The 26,771-nt window shown below is 52.9% G+C and carries 31 protein-coding genes and 1 riboswitch; of the genes, 22 read left to right on the forward strand and 9 right to left on the reverse strand.

What is annotated here, in order from left to right; translation table 11 throughout:
• Window positions 1-33: 33 nt before the first annotated feature.
• The 4 genes from bioD (at window position 34) to IC803_RS18310 (ending at window position 2,666) form a co-directional block, all read left to right on the forward strand.
• Window positions 34-750 (forward strand): dethiobiotin synthase, encoded by a 717-nt coding sequence (gene bioD, locus IC803_RS01820; protein WP_081207133.1) that lies wholly within the window; start codon window positions 34-36, stop codon window positions 748-750.
• A complete protein-coding gene (gene bioA, locus IC803_RS01825; RefSeq protein ID WP_081207132.1) occupies window positions 740-2,119 on the forward strand; it encodes an adenosylmethionine--8-amino-7-oxononanoate transaminase in 1,380 nt (459 codons plus the stop codon). Before bioD ends, bioA begins: the two co-directional genes overlap by 11 nt.
• A gap of 131 nt (window positions 2,120-2,250) precedes the next feature.
• A complete protein-coding gene (locus IC803_RS01830; protein ID WP_221436237.1) occupies window positions 2,251-2,430 on the forward strand; it encodes a hypothetical protein in 180 nt (59 codons plus the stop codon).
• Between the two features lie 101 nt (window positions 2,431-2,531).
• Window positions 2,532-2,666, forward strand: a complete 135-nt coding sequence (locus IC803_RS18310) for a hypothetical protein (protein WP_020961144.1) — start codon at window positions 2,532-2,534, stop codon at window positions 2,664-2,666.
• Window positions 2,667-2,711: 45 nt separating this feature from the next.
• Here the strand turns inward: IC803_RS18310 and IC803_RS01835 are convergent, their stop codons facing one another.
• From IC803_RS01835 to IC803_RS01855, 5 genes are all read right to left on the reverse strand, one after another.
• Window positions 2,712-3,779 (reverse strand): Ger(x)C family spore germination protein, encoded by a 1,068-nt coding sequence (locus IC803_RS01835; protein ID WP_081207130.1) that lies wholly within the window; start codon window positions 3,777-3,779, stop codon window positions 2,712-2,714.
• Complete coding sequence (locus IC803_RS01840) at window positions 3,776-4,825, reverse strand: GerAB/ArcD/ProY family transporter (RefSeq protein WP_233134452.1); 1,050 nt, start codon at window positions 4,823-4,825, stop codon at window positions 3,776-3,778. Before IC803_RS01840 ends, IC803_RS01835 begins: the two co-directional genes overlap by 4 nt.
• 60 nt (window positions 4,826-4,885) lie before the next feature.
• Window positions 4,886-6,355: a spore germination protein gene (locus tag IC803_RS01845; protein ID WP_081207128.1), complete on the reverse strand. Its 1,470-nt coding sequence runs from the start codon at window positions 6,353-6,355 to the stop codon at window positions 4,886-4,888.
• 89 nt (window positions 6,356-6,444) lie between these two features.
• Window positions 6,445-6,780, reverse strand: a complete 336-nt coding sequence (locus IC803_RS01850) for a spore coat protein (RefSeq protein ID WP_081207127.1) — start codon at window positions 6,778-6,780, stop codon at window positions 6,445-6,447.
• 15 nt (window positions 6,781-6,795) lie between these two features.
• Complete coding sequence (locus IC803_RS01855) at window positions 6,796-7,053, reverse strand: hypothetical protein (RefSeq protein WP_063164819.1); 258 nt, start codon at window positions 7,051-7,053, stop codon at window positions 6,796-6,798.
• Between the two features lie 164 nt (window positions 7,054-7,217).
• Here IC803_RS01855 and IC803_RS01860 point away from each other — a divergent pair, with 164 nt between their 5' ends.
• Window positions 7,218-8,135: a proline dehydrogenase family protein gene (locus IC803_RS01860; RefSeq protein ID WP_081207126.1), complete on the forward strand. Its 918-nt coding sequence runs from the start codon at window positions 7,218-7,220 to the stop codon at window positions 8,133-8,135.
• Window positions 8,136-8,223: 88 nt separating this feature from the next.
• Here IC803_RS01860 and IC803_RS01865 read toward each other — a convergent pair whose 3' ends face one another.
• Complete coding sequence (locus IC803_RS01865) at window positions 8,224-8,373, reverse strand: YuzL family protein (protein ID WP_081207125.1); 150 nt, start codon at window positions 8,371-8,373, stop codon at window positions 8,224-8,226.
• Between the two features lie 192 nt (window positions 8,374-8,565).
• On the opposite strand from IC803_RS01865, the gene IC803_RS01870 reads away from it, so the two are divergent.
• From IC803_RS01870 to IC803_RS01925, 12 genes are all read left to right on the forward strand, one after another.
• Entirely contained in the window at window positions 8,566-10,953 is a 2,388-nt protein-coding gene (locus tag IC803_RS01870; RefSeq protein WP_081207124.1) for a 3-hydroxyacyl-CoA dehydrogenase/enoyl-CoA hydratase family protein, read from the forward strand.
• A gap of 28 nt (window positions 10,954-10,981) precedes the next feature.
• Complete coding sequence (locus tag IC803_RS01875; protein ID WP_081207123.1) at window positions 10,982-12,154, forward strand: acetyl-CoA C-acetyltransferase; 1,173 nt, start codon at window positions 10,982-10,984, stop codon at window positions 12,152-12,154.
• 75 nt (window positions 12,155-12,229) lie between these two features.
• Window positions 12,230-14,014, forward strand: a complete 1,785-nt coding sequence (locus tag IC803_RS01880) for an acyl-CoA dehydrogenase family protein (RefSeq protein ID WP_081207122.1) — start codon at window positions 12,230-12,232, stop codon at window positions 14,012-14,014.
• Between the two features lie 135 nt (window positions 14,015-14,149).
• Window positions 14,150-14,527 carry an arsenate reductase family protein gene (locus IC803_RS01885; RefSeq protein ID WP_081207121.1) on the forward strand — a complete coding sequence of 126 codons (378 nt, stop codon included), beginning with the start codon at window positions 14,150-14,152 and terminating at the stop codon, window positions 14,525-14,527.
• Between the two features lie 93 nt (window positions 14,528-14,620).
• Entirely contained in the window at window positions 14,621-15,004 is a 384-nt protein-coding gene (gene gcvH / locus IC803_RS01890) for a glycine cleavage system protein GcvH (protein WP_081207120.1), read from the forward strand.
• Window positions 15,005-15,079: 75 nt separating this feature from the next.
• A complete protein-coding gene (locus IC803_RS01895; protein ID WP_063164826.1) occupies window positions 15,080-15,316 on the forward strand; it encodes a YusG family protein in 237 nt (78 codons plus the stop codon).
• A 93-nt stretch (window positions 15,317-15,409) separates the two neighbouring features.
• Window positions 15,410-15,769, forward strand: a complete 360-nt coding sequence (locus IC803_RS01900) for a toprim domain-containing protein (protein ID WP_081207119.1) — start codon at window positions 15,410-15,412, stop codon at window positions 15,767-15,769.
• Complete coding sequence (locus tag IC803_RS01905) at window positions 15,766-16,080, forward strand: thioredoxin family protein (protein ID WP_081207118.1); 315 nt, start codon at window positions 15,766-15,768, stop codon at window positions 16,078-16,080. Before IC803_RS01900 ends, IC803_RS01905 begins: the two co-directional genes overlap by 4 nt.
• Before the next feature lie 152 nt (window positions 16,081-16,232).
• Complete coding sequence (locus IC803_RS01910) at window positions 16,233-16,580, forward strand: sterol-binding protein (protein WP_081207117.1); 348 nt, start codon at window positions 16,233-16,235, stop codon at window positions 16,578-16,580.
• 73 nt (window positions 16,581-16,653) lie between these two features.
• Window positions 16,654-16,763, forward strand: a riboswitch (SAM riboswitch).
• 91 nt (window positions 16,764-16,854) lie between these two features.
• Complete coding sequence (locus IC803_RS01915) at window positions 16,855-17,883, forward strand: methionine ABC transporter ATP-binding protein (protein WP_081207116.1); 1,029 nt, start codon at window positions 16,855-16,857, stop codon at window positions 17,881-17,883.
• Window positions 17,873-18,541: a methionine ABC transporter permease gene (locus tag IC803_RS01920; RefSeq protein ID WP_081207115.1), complete on the forward strand. Its 669-nt coding sequence runs from the start codon at window positions 17,873-17,875 to the stop codon at window positions 18,539-18,541. The genes IC803_RS01915 and IC803_RS01920 overlap by 11 nt, the downstream gene beginning before the upstream one ends.
• 15 nt (window positions 18,542-18,556) lie before the next feature.
• Window positions 18,557-19,408, forward strand: coding sequence for a MetQ/NlpA family ABC transporter substrate-binding protein (locus IC803_RS01925; protein WP_081207114.1), 852 nt, complete (start codon window positions 18,557-18,559; stop codon window positions 19,406-19,408).
• Between the two features lie 177 nt (window positions 19,409-19,585).
• On the opposite strand, the gene IC803_RS01930 is transcribed toward IC803_RS01925, so the two are convergent.
• The 3 genes from IC803_RS01930 to IC803_RS01940 all read right to left on the reverse strand — a co-directional run bounded on the left by IC803_RS01930 (window position 19,586) and on the right by IC803_RS01940 (window position 22,207).
• Window positions 19,586-19,771: a hypothetical protein gene (locus tag IC803_RS01930; RefSeq protein ID WP_081207113.1), complete on the reverse strand. Its 186-nt coding sequence runs from the start codon at window positions 19,769-19,771 to the stop codon at window positions 19,586-19,588.
• A 93-nt stretch (window positions 19,772-19,864) separates the two neighbouring features.
• The gene (locus IC803_RS01935; RefSeq protein ID WP_081207112.1) at window positions 19,865-20,956 is read right to left on the reverse strand and encodes a class II aldolase/adducin family protein; all 1,092 of its coding nucleotides are present in this window, start codon (window positions 20,954-20,956) and stop codon (window positions 19,865-19,867) included.
• Window positions 20,957-20,980: 24 nt separating this feature from the next.
• Window positions 20,981-22,207 carry a zinc-dependent alcohol dehydrogenase gene (locus tag IC803_RS01940; RefSeq protein WP_081207287.1) on the reverse strand — a complete coding sequence of 409 codons (1,227 nt, stop codon included), beginning with the start codon at window positions 22,205-22,207 and terminating at the stop codon, window positions 20,981-20,983.
• 192 nt (window positions 22,208-22,399) lie between these two features.
• Here IC803_RS01940 and IC803_RS01945 point away from each other — a divergent pair, with 192 nt between their 5' ends.
• The 5 genes from IC803_RS01945 (at window position 22,400) to sufU (ending at window position 26,762) form a co-directional block, all read left to right on the forward strand.
• Window positions 22,400-22,759, forward strand: a complete 360-nt coding sequence (locus tag IC803_RS01945) for a carboxymuconolactone decarboxylase family protein (RefSeq protein ID WP_233134451.1) — start codon at window positions 22,400-22,402, stop codon at window positions 22,757-22,759.
• 251 nt (window positions 22,760-23,010) lie between these two features.
• Window positions 23,011-23,790, forward strand: a complete 780-nt coding sequence (gene sufC, locus IC803_RS01950) for a Fe-S cluster assembly ATPase SufC (protein WP_081207110.1) — start codon at window positions 23,011-23,013, stop codon at window positions 23,788-23,790.
• A gap of 17 nt (window positions 23,791-23,807) precedes the next feature.
• Window positions 23,808-25,121 carry a Fe-S cluster assembly protein SufD gene (sufD, locus tag IC803_RS01955; protein WP_081207109.1) on the forward strand — a complete coding sequence of 438 codons (1,314 nt, stop codon included), beginning with the start codon at window positions 23,808-23,810 and terminating at the stop codon, window positions 25,119-25,121.
• Window positions 25,118-26,338 carry a cysteine desulfurase gene (locus tag IC803_RS01960; protein WP_081207108.1) on the forward strand — a complete coding sequence of 407 codons (1,221 nt, stop codon included), beginning with the start codon at window positions 25,118-25,120 and terminating at the stop codon, window positions 26,336-26,338. Before sufD ends, IC803_RS01960 begins: the two co-directional genes overlap by 4 nt.
• Window positions 26,328-26,762, forward strand: a complete 435-nt coding sequence (gene sufU / locus IC803_RS01965) for a Fe-S cluster assembly sulfur transfer protein SufU (protein WP_081207107.1) — start codon at window positions 26,328-26,330, stop codon at window positions 26,760-26,762. Before IC803_RS01960 ends, sufU begins: the two co-directional genes overlap by 11 nt.
• Window positions 26,763-26,771: the final 9 nt, after the last annotated feature.

A 26,771-nucleotide genomic window follows, 5' to 3' on the forward strand; every position in this document is an offset into this window, starting at 1 on the left:
AATAAAAACAAATGGAAAGGGGGAGGGGATCAAGTGGAAAAAGCGATCTTTATGACCGGGACGGGGACGGAAATCGGCAAAAGTGTCGTCACGTCCATTTTCGCACTGGCGCTTGAACGTCTCGGGGTGAGCGTCAACGTGTTTAAGCCGGTTCAAACCGGGCTGGCCGAGGATGGGGAGTCGTTTGCGGAACAGTATTGGTATGAGCAAATCTCCAAGTTGACAAGCGTCGAAGGTCTATATTATATGAAGCCGGCTGTTTCCCCTCATTTGGCGGCCAAGCTCACCGGCACGTCCATCGAACCGGAACGTATCGCCGAACAGCTTGAACGGTTGAAGCAGCGCTATGATGTTGTCCTCGTCGAAGGGGCGGGCGGGTTGGCCGTTCCGTGGTGCGAGCGTGGCGGGCGGTGGTACATGACGAGCGATTTTGTCCGCGACTATGAGCTGCCGGCGATTCTCGTGTCGCTTTCGGGTCTTGGCGCGATTCATCACGCGGTAACGACCGCAGCATATGCCGAGACGCAAGGTGTCCGTGTGCTCGGTTTAGTATTTAACCAATTTGACGAGCGCGAAGTGATCCATCGAAACAACGTTGAGACGATCACGGCGATGCTTAGGCTTCCTGCCTTCGCCACCGTGCCACCGTTTCCGGCTGTTACGAGGGAGGAATTGGAGGCGTTTGCCGGACAGTGGATTGAACGAAAGGAAGCGGAAGCGCTATGGGAGGTGCTTGCCGTTGAAGTATAGCTATGAGCAGCTCGAACAGTGGGACAAGCAGTATGTTTGGCATCCGTTCACGCAAATGAAGCAGTATGTGAAAGAGCGTCCGTTGATTATTGAGCGCGGGCAAGGGAGCTATTTGTACGATGCCGACGGCAATCGTTACTTAGATGGATACGCCTCGCTGTGGGTCAACGTCCATGGCCATAACGACCCGGATCTGAATGCGGCGCTTCGCGAACAATTGGAGAAAATCGCCCATTCGACATTGCTTGGCTCGGCGAATGTGCCGTCGATTTTGCTCGCTAAAACATTGATCAGCTATTGGCCGGGGATGGCGAAAGTGTTTTATTCCGACACGGGAGCGGCGGCGGTGGAAATCGCGCTAAAAATCGCCTATCAATATTGGAAAAATATCGACCCGGTCAAGTATGCGAAGAAAAACAAATTTGTCTCCCTCAAGGAAGCGTACCATGGCGACACGGTCGGGGCGGTGAGCGTTGGCGGCATGGCAACGTTCCACCGCATTTTCGCGCCGCTTCTGTTTGAGCGAATCGAAGTGCCATCGCCATATGTGTACCGTATGGAGGAATACGGGAGCGAACAAGACGTTGTCCGCTATTGTTTGAATGAGTTGGAACGTGTGCTCGCCAGCCAGCACGAACACATTGCCGCCGTCATTGTCGAACCGCTCGTTCAAGGGGCAGCGGGAATCATTGTTCACCCGCGCGGGTTTTTAAAAGGAGTGGAGGCGCTTTGCCGCCAATACGGGGTGCTCCTCATTTGCGACGAGGTCGCCGTTGGCTTCGGCCGCACCGGAACGATGTTCGCTTGCGAACAAGAAGAGGTCGCTCCTGATCTTGTCTGTCTCGGCAAAGGGATTACCGGCGGTTATTTGCCGCTCGCGGCAACGCTCGTCACAGAGGAAGTGTATGAGGCGTTTCTCGGCGAAGTGGATGAAGACAAGACGTTTTATCACGGCCATACATATACAGGAAACCAGCTGACGTGTTCCGCAGCGCTGAAAAACATCGAGCTCATAGAACAGCGCGGCCTCATCAGCAGCGTTCAGCGGAAAGCGCGCCGACTGGCCGAACGGTTGGATGCGTTATATGAGATTCCAATCGTCGGCGACATTCGGCAAAAAGGGCTGATGTGCGGCATTGAAATCGTGAAAGACCGGGCAGCGAAAGCCGTGTTTCCGCGCGCCGCGATGGTCGAGCACCGCATCGTTCTCGAGGCGCGCCAAAGAGGACTGATCATCCGCCCGCTCGGCCCGGTATTGACGTTCATCCCGATTCTCTCCATGAGTGAAGCGGAAATGGACGAGGCGTTGCGCATTTTGTTTGATTCAATCGCCTGTTTGTACGAACAAGTGCGTGTAGAGCGTTTGTAGGCTGGGGCGGCTGAGCGGCCGCCTGTTTCTTTTTGGCTGATTGGGTGCGAGCCTAGGCAACGGGGGTTGATCATACATACAGTGAGACTAAGGGCAGGCGGAAGGAGGGAAACAAGGTGAACCATCTCGAGATGACGGATGCGCGCATCTGGCGGCCGTGGGGCTTTTGGCGCCCATGGGGTTTTTGGCGGCCGTTCGGGTTTCCGTTTTTTGGCGCTCCGTTTTTTGGCGGCTTTTTAGGCGGGCTGCTGGGCAGCGCATTGTTCCCGCCGTTTTTCTATCCGTATTGGTATGGCCCGATTTGGTGGTGAGAAAGGAGCAGGGGTTGGGCGGACAGCCCACCCTCTTTTTTTGTTGTGTGCATATGAATAAAGTACCGCATCTTACTCATGAAGGAAAGGAGAAAGAAACGATGCCATTTCCAGGTTTGTTGTTTGGTGCCCCGTTCATCGGCGGGTTTTTAGGCGGATTGCTCGGCGGCGCCCTCGCTCCGCGCCCGTTTTATCCGTACCCGCCATATCCGCCGTATCCGGGTTGGTGGTATTGAACCTAGCTATGAAGAATAAGCATCCCGTCGGTGAAACAGGGATGCTTATTCGATGATTCCGGTGTCGCGGATCGTCACGTCGGCGGTGACGCGGATCGGAAGGTGGCTGTAGTTCTTATAAAAGTCGCGGTGGCGAAACTGTCGGTAACGGCTCGCGGCCAAATCGCCGAAGCCGATCGGATCGATGTGTTTTTCTTGAAAGCGGCGGAGAAGGGCCTCGGTTTTCGAACGAATTTGTTGTTCGAACGTTCTTTCGACAGACCGGCGGACATCGAATGTGAATGCCCCGCGTTTATATTCGCGCACGACTCCTTCAAGTGCAATATGAACATGAATATGCGGGCGGGTTTTTGGTCCTGAAAAGGAAATGGTCCGCTTTGTCGAGATATTTTTAATGGATACGTAGTTTTGGTGATCCAATCGGATCGTATGGGTGCCTTCACTGTAGGCATCGGCTGCGATTTTAAAGTAGAACAGATCACTCCGTCCAATCGTATCGACCATCCGATCGTTGCGAAAGAGAGCAACACCGGTCACTTGTACATCTTCACCCACCCGGCGTATATATGGCAAAAAAGGATCTTTTCCATCCGCATAGTACGTTTTTAAAAATAAATGCAAGTTTGTTTTGGGCAAATCGCGCTGCTCGATATTTTGTTTTAGTAAGTTCGAGAGATAAATGCCGCTTCCTTGCCGGCCGTAATTTCCTTCGAGCAAATGTTCAGCTGTCCCATCGACCACCGCCAAATACAGTCTCGTTCCGATGCTTGCATCGCGGTGGAATTGGTCGACAAAAGGAAAAATCCCCCGTTTGGCCAGGCGTTTTCCGTACAAGGCGGTCTCAATGTTTCCGTCGACGAGCGGCTCAGATGTTTTATATTGCAGTTCTTCGAGCACGTCTTTTGCTATGGGGGAAACGGCTGTCAACGTTTTGTTTGCTGTTTCTCCTTTTTTGTAAACCGGAATGAGAACGGTTCCCCGAATCTTGCCTTTTCCTGCTTCATCAAATCCGACCGCGCTTTCAATGTTGATATCATCCAAAATTTCTTTGCGAAGACAGCCGCAAAGGACCGCGACGGTGAACCCGATCAACAGAGCGGTTCGTATGCTCATACGTTTCCTCTCACTTTCTTCACAACATATGTGATGCCTGCCAGACAAGGAATCCATATATAGAGAAAATAAAAGCCGACTCTGTTTAAAATGGTGTTAATGAAGTCAACTTCTTTGCGGTCATGAATGAGCAACGTGCTGAAAAAACAAATGGTTGCAATGACGAGCAACGCAGTTTTTTGACGGATTGGAAAAAGCTGTTTGCATATACGTGAAGAACACCATAATCCTAAGCAGACGTTCGGCAAAATAATCAGCAGCCAGTTGGCGATGCCGATGTATTCGAAGCGTTCAACGAATGGTAATTCCACTATTTTCCACATCGTTAACGTCGGCCAAATTTGCTGCTGCAGTTGTTTTTCGCTAAAATATGCCAACGTCAATACGGTAAGCAACGCATAAAACAATGTCGTCGTCAATAAGGCGGCATGTGCCCATTTGGCGGACTGGGTTCCGCGCTTGATAAAAGGGTAAAAAAGCAAAATCGTTTCGTATCCGAGCATTGTCAATGTCATTTGTTTCGCCGCCTTCACAATGTTTGAAGGGGGATGATCCAATATCGGAAGCAGCTGGTAAAAGTCAGTGTAATCAAGGACAAACCAAAAGGTAAACAATAAATAGCTCGGAATGATCAAGCCAAAAAAGCAAATGCCGACAACGACCCGGAATCCGCCAACGGTAATGTATAGACAAAGAAGCAAAAATGCGAGTGAAAATTCCCATGTTTTCAAGTAAGGAAACATCCATACTTGAATCACTTCGATATATGTGCGCAGAACGACAAAGGCCATAGCGGCAAAGTAAAGGGCAAGCAATGACGAAAGGGCTCCTCCGGCCCAGCGGCCGAAAAGGCGCTGATGAAGGAGGAGAAAATCGCCATCTGCCTGTTGCAACAGCCAGTATAGCACGATGAGAATAAGATGGGACGAAGCGCCGGCAAGCAGGACGGAAATCCAGGCATCATGTCCGGCTGTTTTCGCGATGACCCGCTGAAATCCGAGCACTCCGATACCGATTTGCATGGACATGATTACAAAAAAGGTCATGAAAGGTGAAACTTGTAGGCGTTCGGCAACAGAAGCCATCGTCGTCCTCCTGTCGGTTTGTCATTCGTCGATGTCCCTTTTTTCTCTTGCCTTTTTCTGATCAAAGCGAATGGGCTGTTTGGTCCGCAATGTTTCCGGCCGTTTCGATTGGCTTGTAAACGGCAGGCGGATGAACGCGTCTTTTAAATCCCGCCAACGGGGCGGATACAAAGGGGCAAGGAACGGACGCCCGAGCGAAGTCAAGTAAAGCAGATGGGTCATGACAATACAAAAACAAAAAGCAACGCCAAGCAACCCCCACATCTCGGCGAACAGGATAAAGGGAAAACGCATCAAGCGAATCGTGTTCCCGATTTTATAAACCGGGGTAGTAAAAGAAGCCAGTGCGGCGAGCGCCACTAAGATGAGCAAAACATTGCTTGTCAAACCGGCTTCAACGGAAGCTGTTCCAATAACAATTCCGCCGACGATCCCGATCGTTTGGCCGACTTTCGTCGGGAGCCGCGCCCCGGCCTCCCTCAATAGCTCAATCGTTAGCTCGAGAAACAACACTTCCAAAATGGGCGGGAACGGAATTTCCCTTCTCGATGTAATCAAAGTGCCGAGTAAATCTTTTGGAATCAGTTCGTAATGATAGTTCAACGTCGCTACATAGATCGGCGTGATCAAAATGGAAAAGGTGACCGAAAACAGGCGGATGAGACGGAAAAACGATGCGATCGTCCAACTGAGAAAATAGTCTTCAAAAGATGAAAAAAATTCAACTAACGTCGTTGGACCGATCAACACGTGCGGAGATCCATCCACCATAATCGCTACTTTTCCTTCGGCCAGCACGGCAGCGACTCGGTCCGGGCGCTCCGTATCGAGCAGCTGCGGAAAGGGGGAGTGCCGATTGTCCGAAATAATTTGCACGATATAAGAGCTGTCGATCATCTCGTCAAATTCCACTTGCTCGATGCGCTGAAGAACCGTTTGGACGTTGTCGGGATTAGCAATGCCATCAATGTACACAACGGCGATTTTCGTTTTCGACAGCGTTCCGACGCTTGTCATTTTGACCGTCAAACGGTCGATCGGAATTCGTTTGCGCAATAAGTACAAATTCGTTTCCAACGATTCAATAAACGACTCTTTCGGACCGACGACGCTAAATTCCACTTCGGGGATCGTGAGTGTCCGTTCCAATGTTTTTTGCGCCTTTACGAGCAGCCCGGTTTCGTCCGTTTCATGAAGACGGATGAATAAATATCCCTCGAGCAATTTTTCCTTCACATCATTTGGGTCGCTGGAAATATATGCGTCGTCGATCGGAAGAACTTGGCGTATATCTTCTAACGATGAAAACGGACAATGAAACAAGTAAGGGAAAATCGAACGAACGACAGTTTCCATATTAATCATCGGTTCGACATACGACACCCATAGATAGAGACCGGATGTGTCGTTCCGGTACACTTTCGTTTGGAAGTCCATCGAGCTCGCTAATGTTTGCAGTGTCGCCCATACGGATGGCGGTGGAGCTGTCATCCTTCTCCCCCTTTGTGTTGAGACTTTCTGATTGTCAGACGAGAAAGAGGATGTCCGCGCGTACTAGAGGACATCCTCGCTTGCTTCCTTCACTGCAGGTGGTTTCCTTGATAAGGAAACTGGCTGGTATACCCTTGGAACTGTTGGTACGTTTGCTGGAGCTTTTGCAGATCGGCCGCTTCGAGCTTGTACCAGCCTTTTTTGAACATTAAATTGTACAGATCGCGCTGGCAGTTTTGCGTTTCTATAAAAATGTTCATTATATCTTGGTATAACGGTTGGTTGCTCGCCTCATGCAAAAACACGCTGTAAGAGAGCGTCATATATTTTTCCGTCGTCAACATATCGTTCAAAAAGTCGCGCTCATTCATTTGTGGTGTTTTCGGCACTTGCGTTTCCGGGTTTTGCACTTGTCTTGTGTTCATGCGGCTTTCCTCCTTTTACATGACCGGCGGTTGCGGCGGGTTTTGCAAATGGCGCAAAATCATGTTGTAATGGCGCTGGTGCATTTGCCCGGCGCGCTCGATCGCTTGCACCACCTCGGGATCGCGGCATTGCGAGGCGAAAAAGTGCGCCTTTTTCGCCGCGAGCAAGTTCCATGACATCATATCGGAAAAATACATGGCGTCTTTTGAGGACACCATTTGCGGCGGCTGCGGCATCGCCGCTTGCGGGTTCATTTGCGGTTGTTGCTGCATCGTTTGTCGCTCCTTTCACTCATTGTTCGCTTGTAGATTGTCCAGCGAGTGGAAAATTATACACAAATAAAAAATAAACAGCAGGGAAAAAACATATTCAATGGAGCGAAAACATGGTACAATAAGGATAGTGAATGCGTTTCCATACAAGGGGGCTTACAACTGTGGAGCAGCTGATGCGAGACTTTTTCTTGTTCCTGTCGAAAAATAAAACGTTGACAAAGTTGGCGAAGCAATACGGCCTCCGCTTCGGCGCTTCAAGATTTGTCGCCGGCGAAACGATTGATGAAGCGGTGCGCGTCATCCGCCAGCTGAACGAAAAAGGGTTGGCCGTCACGGTCGACTACTTAGGGGAATTTGTGGACAATGAGCGGGAAGCAAACGAGATGGCGAGGCACTGTCTTGAGGCGATTGAGGCGATCAGCCGGGAAAAATTAAACTCGCAGCTGTCGTTGAAAATGACATCGATGGGGCTTGATATTTCCGATGACCTTGTGATGCGCAATATGCGCCGCATTTTAGAGGCAGCGAAACAGCGCGGCGTATTTGTGACGATTGACATGGAAGATTACTCGCGCTGTCAAAAGACGCTCGATATTTTTAAGCGGTTGAAAACAGAGTACGATAACGTCGGCACGGTGCTGCAGGCGTATTTATACCGGACGGAAAAAGATATTGACGATTTAAAGCCATACCGCCCGAACTTGCGGCTCGTCAAAGGGGCGTACAAAGAATCGCCGGAAGTGGCGTTCCCGGACAAAAAGGATGTGGATGAGAACTTTAAAAAGATCATTAAACAGCATTTGCTGAACGGCAACTATACAGCGGTGGCGACGCATGACGACGCCATCATTGAATACACGAAGCAGCTTGTCAAGGAATACAACATTCCAAACAGCCAATTCGAGTTTCAAATGCTGTACGGCATCCGCCCGGAGCGTCAAATCGAGTTGGCGCGCGAAGGGTATACGATGCGCGTGTACGTCCCGTATGGCACGGACTGGTACGGCTATTTTATGCGCCGGCTGGCTGAGCGCCCGGCCAATGTGGCGTTCGTCTTAAAAGGGATGATCCGGAAGTAGGGGGGAGAGCGGCGGCAGCGCCGCCTCCGCTTTCAAGGCCGGCTTGGGTGACCGTTGCGAATCAGCGGAGACGAAACGCCAGCGGCGTTTAGTCTCCTTGCATATGATGCTTTTTGTACTGCTGGTTTTGGCTTGTCCGCTTGCCGCCGCCGTCCGCCTCAACCGTCGGGCCGGCGTTTCCTTTCACGCTGGCTGCGCTGACGCCGCCTTTGGACGGATTTTTTTTCACCCGAGCCATCGCCTTCACCTCCTTTTCCTAGTATGAACAAAAACCGGGCCGCGATGTGGGAAAAATGTGCGGCAAATATATTGCGAAAATTACCAACATACTATATATTTAAGTATAGAGAACGTTTTCACTTTTTCACTTTTATTTTTTTCGCCAGAAAATGAATGATCATTCATTCAATGGTGTGAGGGGGGAACCGAAATGGCAAAACGCATTCGGCGCGTTGCGGTGCTAGGGTCCGGCGTCATGGGCTCGGGCATTGCTGCCCATTTGGCGAACGTCGGCATTCCAACGCTGCTGTTGGACATCGTGCCGCGGGAATTGACGAAAGAGGAAGAAGCAAAAGGTTGGACGCTCGAGCATAAGCAAGTGCGCAACCGCCTTGCCAATCAGGCGCTCAAGCGGCTGCTCAAGCAAAAACCGGCGCCGCTTATGGCGAAAGACAACATCGCGCTCATCGAGACGGGCAACTTCGAGGATGACTTCCACCGGCTCGCGGAAGTCGATTGGATCATTGAAGTGGTCGTGGAAAACTTGGATGTCAAACGAAGCGTCTTCGCCCGCGTGGATGAAGTGCGGACGCCGGGGACGATCGTCAGCTCGAATACGTCCGGCATTTCGATCGCGGCCATGGCGGAAGGACGTTCCGAGGACTTTCAAAAGCATTTTTTAGGCACGCACTTTTTCAACCCGCCGCGCTATTTAAAGCTGCTTGAAATCATTCCGACTGAGCAGACAGACCCGGATATCGTCGCCTACATGAAAACGTTTGCTGAGGAGGTGCTCGGCAAGGGCGTCGTCATGGCGAAAGATACGCCAAACTTTATCGCCAACCGGATCGGCACGTACGGACTGCTTATCACCGTCCGGGAGATGATGGAAGGCGGCTATAGCGTCGGTGAAGTCGATTCGGTCACCGGGCCGCTCATCGGACGGCCGAAAAGCGCGACATTCCGCACGCTTGACGTTGTCGGGCTCGATACGTTTGTCCATGTTGCCAACAACGTGTATGAAAACGTTGAAGGAGAAGAAAAAGAGGCGTTTCGCGTGCCGGAGTTTATGAAGGCAATGCTTGACAACGGCTGGCTCGGCAGCAAATCCGGCCAAGGATTTTTCCTGAAACAGGGGAAAGACATTCTCGAGCTCAATTACGTCACAATGCAGTACGAACCGCGCAAAAAATTGGCCACTCCGGCGGTGGAGATGGCGAAGCAGGCAAAAGGCGCGTCCGCTAAGCTGCAAACGCTCGTCTATGCCGACGGCGACCGCGCTGGCACGCTCCTTTGGAGCATCATCGCGCCAACATTGCTGTACACCGCCCGCCTTGTCGGGGAGATCGCCGACGACATCGTCGCGATCGATCAGGCGATGAAGTGGGGGTTCGGCTGGGAGCAAGGCCCGTTTGAACTGTGGGATGCGATCGGCCTTGAAAAATCGGTGCGCAAAATGCAGGCCGAGGGGCGCGACATTCCGGCATGGATTACGGACATGCTTGCGGATGGCGCCGGGGCGTTCTATAAAACGGAAAACGGCCAGCGGTTCTATTACGCGCCTGGCGGCTATAAAGTAGTGGAAGAAAGCGAAAAAACCGTTCATATCCGCCGGCTGAAAGAAACGCGCGGCGTCATCAAGAAAAACGCCGGAGCAAGCCTCATCGACCTGGGCGATGACGTGGCGCTTTTGGAGTTCCATTCGCCAAACAACGCGATCGGTGCTGATATCGTCCAAATGATCAACGAAGCGCTTGATGAAGTGAACCGCAACTACAAAGGGCTGGTCATCGGCAACCAAGGGAAAAATTTCTGCGTCGGCGCGAACCTTGCGATGATGCTCATGGAAGCGCAAGACGAAAACTTCTTTGAACTCGAGCTGGCAGTCCGGCAGTTCCAGCAGGCGCTTCTTCAGATGAAATACAATCCGAAGCCAGTCGTCGTCGCGCCGTTTGCCATGACGCTCGGCGGCGGGGCGGAAGTGAGCTTGGCGGCTTCGCGCATCCAGGCCGCAGCCGAGACGTACATCGGGCTTGTCGAAGTGGGCGTCGGCTTGATTCCGGGCGGCGGCGGCAACAAGGAGCTGTACATCAAACGGTTGAACAGCCTGCCGAGCGGGGCGGATGTCGACTATGTCAAAGTGGCGGCCAAAACGTTTGAAACGATCGCCATGGCGAAAGTGTCAACATCAGCGGCTGAAGCGCGCGAGCTTGGCTTTTTAAATGACCGCGACGGCATTACGATGAACGGCGATCATCTTCTTTACGAAGCGAAACAGGTAGTGCTCGCCTTATATGAAGACGGTTATCGCCCGCCTGTAAGGAAAAAAATTCCGGTGGCCGGCGAAAGCGGCTATGCAGCCATGCTGCTTGGCGCGCAATCGATGTTCCATTCCGGCTACATTAGCGAGCACGACTTGAAAATCGCCAAAAAACTCGCATACGTTTTGGCGGGCGGCAACGTGCCATACGGGACGGAAGTGGATGAGCAATACTTGCTCGACCTTGAGCGTGAAGCGTTCTTAAGCTTGATCGGCGAGCCGAAGACGCAAGCGAGAATGCAGCACATGCTTGTGAAAGGAAAACCGCTCCGCAACTAGGGCGGACGAATGTTGAGGGGGGATTGGCGTGAGAGAAGCGGTGATTGTCGCAGGAGCGCGCACACCGGTCGGGAAAGCGAAAAAAGGGACGCTCGCCCATGTGCGGCCGGACGATTTAGGGGCGCTCGTCGTCAAAGAAACGCTAAAACGGGCAGGAAACTATGACGGGGATATCGACGATCTAATTATCGGCTGCGCCATGCCGGAGGCGGAGCAAGGGCTGAACGTCGCCCGCAACATCGGGGCGCTCGCCGGGCTGCCGTATACGGTGCCGGCGATCACGATCAACCGGTATTGCTCGTCCGGGTTGCAGGCGATCGCCTATGCGGCCGAACGGGTGATGCTCGGCCACTCCGATACGGTCATTGCCGGCGGGGTCGAATCGATGAGCATGGTGCCGATGATGGGCCATGTCGTCCGCCCGAACGCGCGTCTCGCCGAAGAAGCGCCGGAATATTACATGTCGATGGGGCATACAGCTGAACAAGTGGCAAAAAAATACGGCGTCAGCCGCGAGGACCAAGATGCGTTTGCCGTGCGCAGCCATCAGCGGGCGGCGAACGCGCTGGCTGAGGGGAAATTTGATGAGGAAATCGTGCCGGTGGAAGTGACGGTGCGCAAAGTCGAAAACAACAAACTCGTCGAAGAGAAAGTGGTCTTTACGCAAGATGAAGGGGTGCGCCCGGACACGAACATGGAGACGCTCGCGAAACTGCGCCCGGCGTTTGCCGTCAACGGCACGGTCACAGCGGGCAACGCCTCGCAAATGAGCGATGGGGCGGCGGCGGTGATGGTCATGGACCGCGAAAAAGCGGAGTCGCTCGGCCTGAAGCCGCTCGGCAAGTTCCGTTCGTTCGCCGTCGCCGGCGTGCCGCCGGAAGTGATGGGGATCGGTCCGGTCGCGGCTGTGCCGAAAGCGTTGAAGCTGGCCGGCCTTGAGCTGTCCGACATCGGCTTGATCGAGTTGAACGAAGCGTTTGCGTCCCAATCGATCCAAGTCATTCGCGAACTTGGGCTCGATGAGGACATCGTCAACGTCAACGGCGGGGCGATCGCCCTTGGCCATCCGCTCGGCTGCACGGGCGCGAAGCTGACTTTGTCGCTGCTTTATGAAATGCGGCGCCGCAACGTGCAGTTTGGCATTGTCACAATGTGCATCGGCGGCGGCATGGGGGCCGCGGGCGTCTTTGAACTGCTGTAATGTGAAGCCAACGGAAATGCAACCGGGCGGCCGCGCCGCCCGGGCAATCACGAGATTTGGGGGAGGAAACGAACGATGGCAAAAACGGTGGACAATGCGATTCAAGGCGGCAGCTTTTTAATTGAGGACATTGCGGCAACACGCGTATTTACGCCGGAAGATTTCACCGATGAACATCACATGATCGCCAAAACAACGGAAGAGTACGTCAACAACGAAGTGCTTCCGCAGCTTGAGCATCTTGAAAGCCATGAGTTTGACCGCTCGGTGAAACTGCTTCGCAAGGCGGGCGAACTCGGGCTGTTGAGCGCCGACATCCCGGAAGAGTACGGCGGCTTGGGGCTTGACAAAGTAAGCTCCGCCATCATTGCGGAAAATATGGCGCCGGCCGGCGGCTTTGCCATCTCGCACGGGGCGCACGTCGGCATCGGATCGCTGCCGATCGTCTTGTTCGGCACGGAAGAACAAAAACAAAAATATTTGCCGTATTTGGCAACGGGCGAGAAAATCGCCGCCTATGCTTTGACAGAGCCGGGATCGGGTTCTGACGCCCTTGGCGCGAAGACGACGGCGAAATTGAACGCCGAAGGGACGCACTACATGTTAAACGGCGAAAAACAATGGATCACCAACTCCGGCTTCGCTGATGTGTTTGTCGTCTACGCGAAAGTGGACGGCCAGCATTTCACTGCGTTCATCGTCGAACGCGACTTCCCGGGCGTCTCAACCGGTCCAGAAGAAAAGAAAATGGGGATTAAAAGCTCGTCGACACGGACGCTCATTTTGCAAGATGTGCCGGTGCCGAAAGAAAACGTGCTCGGCGAAATCGGCAAAGGCCATGTCATTGCCTTCAACATTTTGAACATCGGCCGCTACAAACTCGGGCTCGGGGCGGTCGGCGGGGCGAAACGGGCGCTTGAAATTACGCTGAAATACGCCAACCAACGCCAGCAGTTCAAACGGCCGATTTCGCAGTTTACGCTGACGCAAGAAAAATTTGCGACGATGGCAGCGCGCCTGTATGCAGCGGAAAGCTCCGTCTACCGCACGGTCGGCTTGTTCGACGAACGGATGGGCTTGCTCGATGCGGAAAAGGCGAAAGACGGCAAAGAAATTGCCAAGTCCATTGCCGAATACGCGATCGAATGCTCGTTGAACAAGTTTTTCGCGACGGAAGTGCTCGACTATATCGTTGATGAAGGCGTGCAAATTCATGGCGGCTACGGCTTTATGCAAGAATATGAAATCGAGCGCGCCTACCGCGATTCGCGCATTAACCGCATTTTCGAAGGGACGAACGAAATCAACCGCCTGCTCGTGCCGGGCATGTATTTGAAAAAAGCGTTAAAAGGCGAGCTGCCGCTCTTCCAAAAAGCGCAGCAGCTGCAGGAAGAGCTCATGATGATGACGGCCGCAGAACCGGGCTCCGGCGTGCTTGAACAAGAGAAATATTTGGTGCGCAACGCGAAAAAGATTGCCTTGATGGTCGCCGGCCTGGCGGCGCAAAAATACGGTCAACGGATTGAGGAGGAGCAAGAGGTGCTTGTCAATATCGCCGATATCGTCTCCAACGTTTATGCGATGGAATCGGCGCTTTTGCGCACCGAAAAAGCGATTCAAGCGGGCGGGGAAGAGAAAAACAAACAAAAAGTGTTGTATACGCAAATTTTCTGCCAAGAGGCGTTCAATGAAATCGAAGCCCATGCGAAAGAGACGCTCGTTGCTGTCGAGCAAGGCGACACGCTTCGGATGATGCTCGCCGCTCTCCGCCGGCTGACGCGCCATACGCCGATCAACGTGATCGCGAAAAAACGCGAAGCGGCGGCCGCCCTCATTGAAGCGGAACGGTATATTGTGTGATAATAGGAAGTACCAGGACTGTCCTGGTACTTTTTTTCTGTCAGAGGCGAAGGCCGAAGTGTCGACAAAGCGGGGGAGGCGCCGATAGCGGCGGCCAAGGGTGAATCCGCGAACAGTTGTAGAGGAGGGATGGCTATGGCGCTGACGTTGTATTGGTATCCGAAATGCGGGACGTGCCGGAAGGCGAAACGGTGGCTTGATGAGCACGGGATCGAGGTGCAAACGGTGCACCTTGTCGACGAGCCGCTGACGAAAGAGGAGCTGGCCCGCTTGCACCGCCAAAGCGGGCTGCCGCTTAAAAAATTTTTCAATACAAGCGGGATGAAATATCGCGAACTCGGATTAAAGGACAAGCTTGACGGCGCATCGGAAGAGGAGATGCTCGAGTGGCTCTCCTCGGACGGGATGTTAGTAAAACGGCCGATTTTAACCGATGGCGAACGGGTCGTTGTCGGGTTTCGCGAGCAAGCGTATGAGTCGTTTTTCGCCGGGCGTCTGTCGGCAGAAAGATAAAAATTTTTAACAAAATGAAATCAACTCAGTGAGTTTTTGTCGAAAATCGGTTATGATGAAAAAGAATACAATTTGTCGCAATGGAGGGATTCGATGAACACGCCAAAGGAACTTCGCTATTCTAAAGAGCACGAGTGGGTGCGCGTCGAAGGGGACAAAGTGCGCATCGGCATTACCGATTTTGCCCAATCAGAGCTTGGCGACATCGTGTTTGTCGAGCTGCCGGAAGTTGGAACGGAAATTACGGCGAATGAGCCGTTCGGCAGCGTCGAGTCGGTGAAAACCGTTTCGGAACTGTATGCGCCGATCAGCGGCACCGTCGTCGAAGTGAACGAAGCGTTAAACGACAACCCGGAATATGTGAATGAATCGCCGTATGAAAAAGCGTGGATGATTGTCATTGAACCGAAAGATTTAAGCGAAGTCGACAACTTGTTGACGGCTGAACAATACGAGGCGATGGTGAACGAAGGATAAACGTTCCTGCAATCTCCGCCTCCGGTTTCGGGCACCCTATACATACCGGAACTTGATTGAAAAGGGGTGCTCCCGATGGCGCTGCAACGAACGCGCATCGATATTACGGACCGGGTGACCGGCAAGCTGAACGGCCGCTCGCTGGACTTGTACGAGGAAGGGGAGCTCATCGGGCGCTTTCCGCTTCCGGCGGCCGTCCAGTTGAAAAATGGGTATACCGAACAGAACGGAAAAATCTATAAAGATGTGACTGCTACCGTTGAACCGGACCAAAAATATGTCGATTGCGACGGGGAGGCGGGCTGGTGTTAAAATGCAACGGTGGATAGCCGTTGCTTTTTTTCAACCTTTTGCCGGCGCAGGACATACAATATGGTATCCTTTTTGAAGTTAGGTGGGTCGGACATGCGACGGGCAGAAAAAGTGATTATCGTAGAAGGTCGATCGGATAAGCAAAAAGTGGCGGCCGTGCTGAACGAACGGGTCGTCATTATTTGCACGAACGGCACGATCAGTGATGCGCGCCTTGAGGAGCTGGCTGATGAGCTGGAGGGCCAGGATGTGTACGTGCTTGCGGACGCCGATGAGGCAGGGGAGAAGCTGCGCCGGCAGTTTCGCCGCATGTTTCCGGAGGCGGAACATATTTATATTGACCGGGCGTACCGCGAAGTGGCCGCCGCTCCGCCTTGGCATTTAGCCCAAGTGCTGCTGCGCGCGCATTTTGACGTCCGCATCGACTCGTTAATGAGAGGAAGAGGCGAGTGAAACCGATTGAACGAATAAAGGTACAACGGACGGTGAGTGAGCAGCCGCTTATGGCTCTTTATTTGTACACTCCGCTGTGCGGCACGTGCCAGCTGGCGAAACGGATGTTGACGGTGGTTGAAGAGCTGTTTCCGGCGCTGCCGTTTTACGAAACAGACGTGAATTATATTCCGGAGCAAGCAGCCGTATGGAAAATTGAAAGCGTTCCTTGCTTGCTTCTTTTTGTTGGCGGAACGATGGTCGGCAAATGGTATGCGTTTCATTCCGTCCCTTATTTGTATGAGGAAATTCAAGCCCGGCTGCCGCGCTGACCGTCCGCCTTTTTTTGACGCCGTTTGACATATTTCTTCGGAAATGACAAAAACGGCGCTCGTTCGCCACGGCGGCTGTCGAGATTTTTGTAAAGGATTCTTCCCCCTCTGTATGGAAATAAAGGGAACAAAGGGAGATGGGGGGATGGTCAATGGAAGTGCGTCAGTTAGTGGGACAGTTCATGGAACGGATGCAAATGTTGCGCCATTTATTGCCGATTTTGCCGGATGAGCAATTGTGTGTGCGCTTTGAGAGTGAAGAAGGCGTCGCTTTGCTGGCGATCGGCAAGGAGCCGGCTGCCACGGAAATCGAAAAGGATGAACGAAACACGTTAACGGTGCGCGGCTCAACGAAAGCGCTTGAGTCGTTGCTGAGCGGCGAGCTGAAGCTGCAGCAGCTCGTCCGGCTGCAGGAAGTGTACGTGTCCGGAAGCTTTCGCCATATGTTGTTGCTTGAATCGCTCCTCCATTTGGCCAAGCCGTATCGTCATGTTGGATAAAAAATTTGTTGACACCGTTCGACATCCAATGATACAATCACACTCGTAATCAATTGAATAGGCGATTGTTGCGCTCTTATCAAGAGAGGTGGAGGGATGTGCCCAATGAAGCCCGGCAACCGTCAGCGCGTCCGCTGAAAAGGTGCCAATTCACACAAAGCGGCCTGCTTTGGGAGATAAGAGACGGAATGGTAGATAATACCTTTCTGTTCTCTGCGGGCAGAAAGGTTTTCTTTTTGCGCTCCGCCGCTTTGAGAGGAAGGAAGGTGAAACGATGATTACACTCGCACAAGTGACGAAAATTTATCATGCGGCGAATGGATCGGTGACGGCTGTCGACAACGTGTCGCTCGACATTCGCGAAGGGGAAATCTTCGGCATTATCGGTTACAGCGGTGCGGGGAAAAGTTCGCTCATCCGGCTGTTAAACGGGCTCGAAAAGCCGACGAGCGGCCAGGTGATCGTCGCCGGCCGCGATATGGCGCGCATTAAAGGACGGGAGCTGCGCAAGGCGCGCCAAGAAATCGGGATGATTTTTCAGCACTTCAACTTGCTTTGGTCGCGGACGGTGCGGGAAAATATCGCCTTTCCGCTTGAGATTGCCGGCGTTCCGAAAGACGAGCGGCAAAAGCGGGTCGATGAGCTCATCGAGCTTGTCGGGCTTACCGGGCGGGAAGATGCGTATCCGTCGCAGCTAAGCGGCGGGCAAAAACAGCGGGTCGGCATTGCCCGTGCGCTCGCCAACAACCCGAAAGTATTGCTTTGCGATGAGGCGACATCGGCATTGGATCCGCAAACGACGGACGCGATTTTGGATTTGCTTGTCGATATTAACAAGCGGCTCGGGCTGACAATCGTGCTGATTACGCACGAAATGCACGTCATCCGTAAAATTTGCGACCGCGTGGCAGTGATGGAGAGCGGCAAAATCGTCGAGCAAGGCGAAGTGCTGCACGTCTTCCGCAACCCGCAGCAGCCGATTACGAAACGGTTCGTCAAGCAGTTGGTCGAACCAGAGGAAACGGAAGAAGCGGTTTCCCATTTGTTTGGCCAATACCCGAACGGGGCGATCGCGCAGTTGACGTTTGTCGGCGAGGCGGCCGGCCAGCCGCTCATCACGCAAGTCGTGCGGCAGTTTGCCGTGGACATGAACATTTTGCAAGGGAAAATTTCACAAACCCATCAAGGCGCCTACGGCGTGCTGTTTGTGCACATCGACGGCGCGGCGGATGAAATCGCCCGGGCGCTTGACTATATTCGCAGCCAGCAAGTGGCGGTGGAGGTGATTCACGATGCTCGCTAACCTCCTGCCGAACGTGCAATGGGAGACGATGTGGGCGGCGACGGTCGAGACGTTGTACATGACCGGAATGGCGGTCGCGGCGACGTTCGTCTTCGGGGTCGTTCTCGGACTGCTTTTATTTTTAACGGCAAAGGGAAACCTATGGGAGAACCGTTTGGCCAATATGGTCATTGCCGCGTTTGTTAATATTTTCCGTTCTATTCCGTTCATTATTTTAATTATTTTGCTTATTCCATTTACCAAATGGCTCGTCGGGACGATGCTCGGAGCCAACGCGGCGCTGCCGGCGCTCATCATTGGCGCGGCTCCGTTTTACGCCCGCATGGTCGAGATCGCCCTCCGCGAAATTGACAAAGGGGTCATTGAAGCGGCGAAGGCGATGGGCGCCTCGACGTGGACGATCATTTGGAAAGTGTTGCTGCCTGAATCGCTCCCGGCGCTTGTCTCCGGGATTACCGTCACCGCTGTGTCGCTTGTCGGCTACACGGCGATGGCTGGCGTTGTCGGCGCCGGCGGGCTTGGGAACTTGGCGTATTTGGAAGGGTTCCAGCGCAGCCATAACGATGTAACGTTTGTCGCGACCGTTTTGGTGCTCATCATCGTCTTTGTCATTCAGTTGATCGGTGACTTTGTCACTTCTAAAATTGATAAACGATAAAGGAGGAAGAAACAAATGAAAAAATGGCTTGGCGCTCTGTTGGCCGCCATCTTGGTGTTTGCGTTAGCAGCGTGCGGCGGCAACAACAATGATGAAAACGCCGCTGGCGAGGACAAAGGCGGCGGGTTGGTCAAACTGAAAGTTGGCGCGTCGAACGTGCCGCACGCGGAAATTTTGGAACAGGCAAAACCAATGTTGAAAGAAAAAGGCATCGATTTGGAAATTATCACGTTCCAAGACTACATTTTGCCAAACAAAGCGTTGGCAGACAAAGAAATTGACGCTAACTACTTCCAACATATCCCTTATTTAGAGTCGCAAATGAAAGAGCATGGCTATGACTTCGTCAACGCTGGCGGCATCCATATCGAGCCGATCGGCTTGTACTCGAAAAAATATAAAAGTATCGAAGAGCTGCCGGATGGCGCAACGATCATTATGAGCAACTCGGTCGCCGACCATGGCCGCATTTTGTCGATGCTTCAAGAAAAAGGGCTCATTAAGCTGAAAGAAGGCGTTGACAAAACGAAAGCGACGGTCAACGACATCGTGGAAAACCCGAAACACTTAACGTTTAAAGCCGACGTTGACGCTGGATTGCTGCCGCAAATTTATCAAAACGGCGAAGGCGATGCCGTGTTGATCAACGCCAACTACGCGCTTGACGCCGGCTTGGATCCGGCGAAGGACCCGATCGCCGTCGAGTCGCCGAAAGACAACCCGTATGTCAACATTGTGGCGGTGCGCAAAGGCGATGAAAACCGGAAAGAAATCAAAACGTTGGTTGAAGTGCTGCAGTCGAAAGAAATTCAAGATTTCATCAAGGAAAAATATAAAGGCGCCGTCATTCCGGCTGCTGGACAATAAGGCTGGCTGGAAAGGCGGAAAAAAGTACAGCAGCTTTGATACGCAAGCCATAAGCAAAGAGGGTGTCCCCAAAGAACCGGGACACCCTCTTTCTTCGATATATATACGCACTGACTGCTTCTGCCGCACTATATGTTATGCCTATCTTGAAGGCAGACGACCTTTTGGGTCAGCCCCTTATTTTTTCAGCAGCCGCTCCAAGACGGCGGCAAGAAGCACGATGATGAGGCAGTTTTGGATCGCGATGACCGCTGCGGCGCTTAGCAGTCCGTCTCCTGATTCATTCAAGGCGTTGGCGATGGCGATCCATAGCAGAACGGAGCCGATGACGGTCACAAGAAACAATGTCACCCATTTCCCCAACGAGTTCTCCCCTTTTCTTCCTTCTTTTTTATGTATACGATACCGTTTATCAGTGAAGTTGTCGACGATTTTCTTCCCGATTCCACGGGTACGCTACGACATCGGCACTTGCGGGATGATTTTCCCTTCAATGCGTTCAAAAATGTCTTCCAGGTTGGGCCCGGTGATCGTCAACCCATGGTTTTTCAAGCCGATGACCGCCCGCGAAGGCTGTTCTGACTCCCGCACAAGTCTAGCGACGGTTTGGGCGAGCTCGATCGTTCCGCACGGGTAGTTGATTTCCGTCGCTTTCACCCCGTCCATCCAAGCGTGAATGTGGACGATGGCTCCGACTTCCGGGTGTTCGCGGTAAATCATCCAATGTTCGATCGCATCGACCGATGCCCGTTTTGGCGTGATATTGGGCGGGACGCTCACTCTCATGGCGTTTTTCTTATCGTCATATCCGCGGATTAAGAGAAAGTCTTGTCCCACTTTCTTCATATCCGCCTTATTAATCCCGCTTGCGCTCATCCAAAAGCTCTCGCCGTCCCGCCGGGCGCTCAAGTTGCCGTAGCTGAGGCCGCCGATCCCGTAAAGCTTTTTCAGGTGGCGCAAATCGCGAGGGGTGAGGTACTCCTCGAGCGGGAACGGGGCAGGAAGCAAATTCATGCGGTCGAGTTTTTTGCCGGCCGCGCTTAATGAGTTTGTCACGTCATCGCCGTTCCACAGTTCTTCAGGAAGATCGTCGTAAAAATCGTTGTCGATGACGAGCCGCGAGGCGGCGAGCGGTTCCAACCGCTCGTATATGCGCCGGAAAAGCGCATCTTCTTCCCCTTTTTGATAAGTCAGTTTGTAAAACCCTTGTTCAGGGGTGAGAAAATAAATGTCCGTCGTCCCGTCGCTGGTGTGTAAAATATAAAGTAAATGGTTGGCCAACGAGCGAATCAAATACGGGTAAGCGGACCGATGAACGTCGTCCGGCGTTTCCTTCGCCTCCATCACGGAGACGACGAACGTTGCCTGCGCCTTTCTCCGGTAAGGACGAGGCCGTTCGGGGTCGATGAAATGAAACACGACTTTAACGAAGTCTTCAGGGATGCAAGCGTACGTATAGCCGTTGGCGATAAATGTTTCCTTCATTCCGTCCGCAAGCCAATGAAGGAAAGGAGTTTGCTTCTCTCCGCTGATCGTAAATGTCTTCATGTTTCCTCCTCCGATGATAGCATATTATGGTTCGAACACTGCCTTGATGACCGGCCCTTTCCCTTTGTAAATCACCGTCCGCAGCGCCTCTTGATAGTTTTCCAATGGAAAGCGATGGGTGATTAACGGAGACAGATCGACTTTTCCTTTTTGCATGAGGTCGATGGCGATTTGCAACGTTCTCCTTTTTCTTCCTTCGTATTCGTCGACCCCATAAGCAAAACTCCCTTTGACATTCAGTTCGTTCAGCCAGACGGTCGTGCAGTCGATGCTGCGGAGAATCCCCGCTAATCCGAGCAGGACGATCCGGCCGCCATTCCTAGCAAACCGGAGGGCGTCGTTGATGCTTTGCTTTGTGCCCACACATTCAAAGACGAGATCTGCCCCGCCTTGGACGACCGGATCGCCAAAAAGCGGTTGGAGCGCACGAGCGCCGAGCGTTTCGGCGGTCTCGTAAATATACTGCGCTTTGTTGGTAAGCCGGATGACATCATCCGCCTTGTAGCGGGAGGCGAGTTCACACTGGAAAGGGTGTTTGGCCAAAACGACGACCCGGCATGGGAGTTCGAGCGCCCGGATGGCGGCAACAACACAAATTCCGATCGTGCCGGCGCCGATCACGAGCACCGTATCGCCGTTTTGCGGCGGATTTCGTAAAACGGCGTGAAGCGCGCAACTGAATGGCTCCACGAGCACGCCGTTCAAATCGCTGACATTGTCAGGGAGCGTCAGCACTTGGCTTTTATGGGCAACCAAATACTCACTCCAGCTTCCGCCGGTGTCTCGGCAGGCGCCGATTAACAATCCCGGCGCTATTCCCCCGCCGCTCATCGAGTGACAAAGGTGGTAATCGCCCCGCTGGCAATGGGGACATAGATCGTCGATCCCTCTTGCCGCACAGGAAAGAAGGGGATCGACGACGACGCGGTCCCCGGGACGGACGTTGTCCACTGTAACACCGGCTTCATCGACCGTTCCGACAAGTTCATGGCCGATCGTAAACGGGAAGGAGACGAACGGGGACGTCGCCGGGCTGTCTTTTAAAAGAATTAAGTTTACATCACTTCCGCAAATGCCCCCGTATTTCACTTTGATCCGCACCCAGTCGCTGTTCGGGAGGCGGGGAATATCCATGCGGCGCCAGCGCACGCACGACAGCCAGCGATGCCAGTAAAACGATTTGGCCGCTTTGCCTGCCAGTTTGCCGAAAAGATAGCGGGGTGCGCTGTAGTCAAACTGAACGCTATTCATTTTTCCAGCTTTGCCCATCGTATCACCTTGTACAGGAGTGTTTCTCAATAAGTGTAGTTTATTCATTTGGCTGGAAAATATACATATCGACTGGCACTTAATGGGACATGTCGGTAATTTCCCCCTGCTGTTTAATTCGGACATTGTTCACGGATACTAACAGCGATGGAACTACGGAAGGAGTGTCAGCAGGTGAACGGACAACACACATCAGTCGAAGCCGCCCTTCGCCACTACAAGGAAGGAATCGGGACGTTTACGCAAAAGCTGCCCGCGATTGCGGAACGGTTTAACGCGTTTACCGATGCGTGCTTTGCGGAAGGCGCGCTGTCGAAAAAGGAAAAGCAGTTGATCGCCCTTGGCATCAGCCTAGCGACCCAAGATGAATATTGCACGATTTACCATACGAAAGGATGTCTCGATGAAGGGGCATCGGAACAAGAAATTTTGGAAGCGTGCGCGGTGGCGGCGGCGTTTGGCGGCGGGGCAGCCATGAGCCAGACGGTGACGCTCGTGCAAGAATGCCTCCGTGAACTGCGGACCACTCATTAGACTCCGGCAACGGGGTCTTTTTTTTTGTAAAAGCTCGTACAAACAGGCCGTTTTCGTGTAAAATATAAAAAGCGCTGTCCATTTCCCGCCTTTTTAGGTTTATTGCATGTACATAGTGGAAAAGGCAGCGGAATAGTTGCTAATACTTTTCATTTGTTATAAGATTGTAATGAGAATAAAATGAGAATGGACGATCGCTAGGGCAAAAGCGAGCTGACATTATTTTTATGCAAAAACTGGAGGTATGCTTTATGGCCGTATTAACGATTCAAAATCTCCACGTATTGGTGGAAGGAAAAGAAATTTTAAAAGGGGTTGACTTGGAAGTTAAAGGCGGGGAAATTCACGCCATTATGGGTCCGAACGGAACGGGGAAATCGACGCTGTCATCGGCCATTATGGGCCATCCGAAATATGAGGTGACGGAAGGGACGATTACGCTCGACGGCCAGAACGTTCTCGAGATGGAGGTCGATGAGCGGGCGCGCGCCGGTTTGTTTTTGGCGATGCAATACCCGAGCGAAATCAGCGGGGTGACGAACGCCGACTTTTTGCGGGCCGCGATCAACGCCCGGCTTGGTGAAGGCAATGAAATTTCGCTTATGAAATTTATCCGCAAGCTTGATGAAAAGATGTCGTTTTTGGAGATGAACCCGGATATGGCGCACCGTTATTTGAACGAAGGGTTCTCGGGCGGGGAGAAAAAGCGGAACGAAATTTTGCAGCTGATGATGCTTGAGCCGAAAATCGCCATTTTGGACGAAATCGACTCCGGATTGGATATTGACGCGTTAAAGATCGTCGCCAAAGGCATTAACGAAATGCGCAGCAGCGAATTCGGCTGTTTGATCATCACCCACTACCAACGGTTGTTGAACTACATCACTCCGGACTATGTGCACGTCATGATGCAAGGGCGCATCGTGAAATCGGGCGGTCCGGAACTGGCGCAGCGGCTTGAGGCGGAAGGGTACGACTGGATTAAAAAAGAGCTCGGCATCGAAGACGAAACGGTCGGACAAGAAGCGTAAGCGTTAGGAGGAGGACTATGGCGACAGAAACGAAAATTCCATTCGATGAAACATACATCCGCACGTTCTCAAGCGAACGCGGCGAACCGGACTGGCTGACCGAGCGGCGCCTCGAAGCGCTCGCGCAGGCGGAACAGCTGCCGCTGCCGAAGCCGGACAAAACGAAAATCGACAAGTGGAACTTTACCGACTTCTCCCGCCATGCGGTCGACAGCGCACCGTATGCCGGTCTTGATGACTTGCCGGAGGCGGTCAAGGCGCTCATTGAAGCAGGCGAAGGAACGAAAAATTTATACGTGCAGCGCAACCATACGCCGGCTTACGTTTCGCTCTCTAGCGAGCTGAAAGAAAAAGGAGTCATCTTCACCGATATTTTCACGGCTGCTAAAGAGCACGGCGATTTGCTGAAGAAGTATTTCATGACCGATGCGGTCAAACCGGATGAGCACCGCCTCGCCGCGCTTCATGCCGCGCTGTTTAACGGCGGCGTGTTTGTGTACGTTCCGAAAAACGTTGAAATTGAAACGCCGCTTCAGGCTGTTTACATTCAAGATGAAGACGACATCGCCTTGTTTAACCATGTCATCGTTGTCGCGGAAGACAACAGCCGCGTCGTGTTCGTCGAAAATTACTTATCGGCGGGCAATGAAGGGAAAGCGGTCGTCAATATTGTCGCCGAGGTGTTTGCCAATGCGAACGCGCGCGTCTTTTTCGCGGCCGTCGACCATTTGGCCAAAGGCGTGACGACGTATGTCAACCGGCGCGGCATCGCCGGGCGCGACGGGCGGATCGAATGGGCGCTCGGTCTGATGAATGACGGGAACACCGTGTCGGAAAATATCACTCGCCTCATCGGTGACGGATCGTTCGGCGATACGAAAACGGTTGTCGTCAGCCGCGGCGAGCAAGTGCAAAACTTTACGACAAGCGTCGTTCATTACGGGAAGCATACGGAAGGCTACATTTTAAAACACGGCGTCGTCCGCGACAGCGCCACCTCGATTTTTAACGGCATCGGCAAGATTGAGCACGGCGCGTCAAAATCAAACGCCGAACAAGAATCGCGCGTGTTGATGTTAAGCGAAAAAGCGCGCGGCGATGCGAACCCGATTTTGCTGATTGACGAAGACGATGTCATGGCTGGTCACGCGGCGTCGGTCGGGCGCGTCGACCCGATTCAATTGTATTACTTAATGAGCCGCGGCATTCCAAGAAACGAAGCCGAACGGCTGATCATCCACGGCTTTTTGGCGCCGGTCGTTGAAGCGATTCCGCTTGAAGGCGTGAAAAACCAATTAATCGAAGTAATCGAAAGGAAAGTTCAATCATGAACGTGAAAGACATTCGTTCGTTGTTTCCCATTTTGCATCAACAAGTGAACGGCCATCCGCTGATTTATTTCGACAGTGCGGCGACATCGCAAAAACCGCTGCCGGTGATCGAGGCGCTCGACCGCTACTATCGCGAGTACAACTCGAACGTCCACCGCGGCGTTCATACGCTCGGCACGAAGGCGACCGACGCGTATGAGGGGGCGCGCGAAAAAGTGCGCCGATTTTTGAACGCCAGATCGGCGCAGGAGATCATCTTTACGCGCGGAACGACGACAGCGCTCAACTTGGTTGCCTCAAGCTATGCGCGCGCCAATGTGAAAGAAGGCGACGAAATCGTCATTACGTACATGGAGCACCATAGCAATTTAATTCCATGGCAACAGGCGGCGAAACAGACCGGAGCGACGTTGAAATATATTCCGCTGCAAGAAGACGGAACGATCGATCTTGACGATGTCGAGGCAACGGTGACGCCGGCGACGAAAATCGTGGCCATCGCCCACGTATCGAACGTGCTCGGCACGATCAACCCGGTTCGCGAGATCGCCCGCATCGCCCACGACCGGGGCGCTGTTGTCGTTGTTGACGCGGCGCAAAGCGCTCCGCATATGAAAGTGGATGTTCAAGCGCTCGACTGTGATTTTCTCGCGTTTTCGAGCCATAAAATGTGCGGACCGACCGGAGTTGGCGTATTATATGGAAAAAGAGAACTGTTGGAGCAAATGGAACCGATCGAGTTTGGCGGCGAAATGATCGATTTTGTCGAACTGTATGATTCAACATGGAAAGAGCTGCCGTGGAAGTTTGAAGGCGGCACGCCGATCATCGCCGGGGCGATCGGCCTCGGGGCGGCGATCGATTTCCTCGAGCAAATCGGGTTGGATGCCATTGCCGCTCATGAGCACGAGCTGGCGCAATACGCGCTCGAACGGCTCGCTGACATCGATGGCGTCACGGTATATGGCCCGAAAGAGCGGGCCGGGCTGGTGACGTTTAACATCGAAGGGGTGCATCCGCACGATGTGGCGACGGTTCTTGACGCGGAAGGAATCGCCATCCGCGCCGGCCACCATTGCGCCCAGCCGTTGATGAAATGGCTGAACGTGACCGCAACCGCCCGCGCGAGCTTTTACCTTTACAACACGAAAGAGGAAATCGATGCGTTTGTCGCTGCATTACAGAAAGCGAAGGAGTACTTCAGCCATGTCTTCTAATCATCCGTTGGACCAGCTTTACCGCCAAGTCATTATGGACCATTATAAAAATCCGCGCAACCGCGGCGTGCTTGAGGGCACGAACGTCGATATCAACATGAACAACCCGACGTGCGGCGACCGCATTCATTTGACGATGAAAGTAGAGGACGGAAAAATCGCTGACGTCAAGTTTGAAGGGGAAGGCTGTTCGATTTCGATGTCATCCGCGTCGATGATGACGCAGGCGATCAAAGGGAAACACGTCGAAGAAGCGCTTCGGCTCGCCCATATTTTTTCGGAGATGATTCAAGGCAAGGAGTACGACGATTCTGTGGATCTTGGCGACATTGAGGCGCTTCAAGGGGTTTCGAAATTTCCGGCCCGCATTAAATGTGCGACATTGGCGTGGAAAGCGCTCGAAAAAGGGCTGCACGACCATTAAAGATGAAGG

This window comes from Geobacillus sp. 46C-IIa (assembly GCF_014679505.1).
GTDB lineage: Bacteria > Bacillota > Bacilli > Bacillales > Anoxybacillaceae > Geobacillus.